Below are 1,932 nucleotides of genomic sequence, written 5' to 3'. Positions count from 1 at the left end.
GCACCGCCGGCGGTCACGGAGCCCGCGAGCACGAGCGGGGCCAGGCCCGCGCGCGCCGCGTAGATCGCCGCGGTGTACCCCGCCGGCCCCGAACCCACGATCACCACGTCTTGTATCGACATGCGTCTATGTTGACACTCGTCGATATAGCCGCGCAAGGCCGAGCAGCCTCGACCACCGACAGCCTTGGCAGGGGAGACCGCCCAAGATCACCTCGCCGGGATCGGCGGTTCGTTGCGCGCGCGCAACACGGGTGCCTAAGATTGAGCCAGCTCACCGCAATAGCGGCGAGAAGTGAACCCGAGACCCTTCCGGACGGTTGTGGCGCTCGGGTTTCGCGCCGTCTAGAGCCGGACGACGTCCGCGACCAGCGGTTCGGCACGACGACGCGCGTCACCACCACGAGCCCACGCCCACGCGATCGCGTCCGAGATCGCCAGCAGCGGCTCTACGGCCGCGGTCGCGTGGTCATACGCCAACGAGTCGCGGCACCCACGCCGGCCCGTCTCGCGATACAGCAGCCGCCGGTCGCGCTCTTCCTCGCCCTGCTCACTCTCAAGCATCAACCGAGCGCAGCCCGCCGTCGCGATGTCCTCGACTAGCCGCTCAAGGCAGGCTCCGCGCCGCTCGATGTTCGTGCGGTACCCCACCCCAGCCTGGTAGATCGTGACCTGTGCGCCCAGCGTGCCGAGTGTCGAGAGGATCGTGTGCTGACGCGCCGGAGACTCCTTGACCATGTGCAGCCGGCGCTGGCCGGGCTTCTGCAGACCGCGCACCGTCTTGCGCGCGAGCGCGAGCTCGCCGGGGATGATCACGGCGGCGACGAGCAGGTAGTCCTGCTTCTTGCTCTCGTCGACGAACACGTGGCCGCCTCGTAGGGAGCGGTCCGACACGCTGGTAGGCACGCCGCAAGGGTACGGACGCCGAACGACACCCCGGCGGGCGAGGGCGGGGTCAGCGACTGAACTTCTTGCGGAGCTCGGCCTCGTTGACGTTCTCGACCCCGTACTTGCGCAGGACCCGCGCGAAGGCTCGAGCCTTGGCCTCAGGCGTCGACTCGCGTGCAGCCGCCCTGTTCGCCTCGACCTCAGCCTTCTTCAGCTGCTGCTCCATGTGCTTCTGCAGGTCGGCCAGGCCCTTGCTGTCGAACTTGAAGCTCGCCATGGCGCAGTTCCTCTCGTCGCAGTACGAACCGTTGGAACGAGAGCATCCCACCCGTCGCCCACATGTCGACCGCCCCGACCTGCCGAACGATGGCTCGAGCAACTCCCGCCAAGGGCGGCGCCGCAGAACCGATCACCCGAGCGCCATGACCCAGGACCGCATCGCCGCGGCGCGCGTAGCGCTGGCCGGCGGCCAGTCTCGCGGGCGTCGCGGGTGCCCGCGGTGGCATCTCCCGAGACACCCTGCACAGGCACCTTGCCTCGGTTGCGTAGACGTCGCCGAGCCTCGGCGGTCAGCTCTGGGCCCGCGGCCGAGATCAGCGGCCCTGTGGCCACCGCCAACCGTCGAACGTGCCGGCGCGCATGGCCGCTACCCGCGCCGTCAGGTCGCGGTGGTAGCGCCTCGTGGCTCCGATCACGCCTGACCCGCGGTACGGATCGTCGCCGTGCTCCCTGTGCTCGATCAGGGCCATTGGGACGTGGCTAAGAAAGCACGCGGAAAGGTAGAACGTGCCGGCGAGCACACGCAGCGAAGCCACGGTCGTCTCCACATCGGAACGTGAGCCCCATCGAGCGGCGGCGCTGCCGCGGATGGCGTCTGGCTGCCCGTCTGTTGGGACCGCCTCCCAAACGTCGTGCACCACGCGGTTCCGCAACGACACGAGCCAGGCGAGGTCGCCGAGGGAGGAGAGGGGGCTGCTGCACGGATCTGTGACATCTCAGATCGCTTGCTCGCCGAGCAGGCTGGAAGGATGTTGCTGTGCCCAGG

Annotated in this window: 4 protein-coding genes; all 4 read right to left on the bottom strand. The window is 69.0% G+C overall.

The features are described 5' to 3' along the window. Nucleotides 1-122: FAD-dependent oxidoreductase (locus GYH36_RS19030; protein ID WP_162290691.1), on the bottom strand; the 122-nt coding region annotated here is incomplete at its 3' end. Between the two features lie 222 nt (nucleotides 123-344). Next, a complete protein-coding gene (locus GYH36_RS19025) occupies nucleotides 345-863 on the bottom strand; it encodes a hypothetical protein (protein ID WP_312028723.1) in 519 nt (172 codons plus the stop codon). A 91-nt stretch (nucleotides 864-954) separates the two neighbouring features. After that, a complete protein-coding gene (locus GYH36_RS19020; RefSeq protein WP_024839770.1) occupies nucleotides 955-1,164 on the bottom strand; it encodes a hypothetical protein in 210 nt (69 codons plus the stop codon). Between the two features lie 316 nt (nucleotides 1,165-1,480). Then, nucleotides 1,481-1,714: a hypothetical protein gene (locus tag GYH36_RS19015; RefSeq protein ID WP_162290690.1), complete on the bottom strand. Its 234-nt coding sequence runs from the start codon at nucleotides 1,712-1,714 to the stop codon at nucleotides 1,481-1,483. Nucleotides 1,715-1,932 lie beyond the last annotated feature (218 nt).

The organism is Cellulosimicrobium composti (assembly GCF_010287905.1).
In the GTDB taxonomy this organism is placed as follows: Bacteria; Actinomycetota; Actinomycetes; order Actinomycetales; family Cellulomonadaceae; genus Cellulosimicrobium; species Cellulosimicrobium composti.
Note: the sequence above shows the minus strand (reverse complement) of the source record. Positions and strands in the feature narration are given on the sequence as shown.

Excerpts from the sequence above, each read along its gene's own strand:
- GYH36_RS19020 (WP_024839770.1), bottom strand. The coding sequence starts at position 1,164 with ATGGCGAGCTTCAAGTTCGACAGCAAGGGCCTGGCCGACCTGCAGAAG.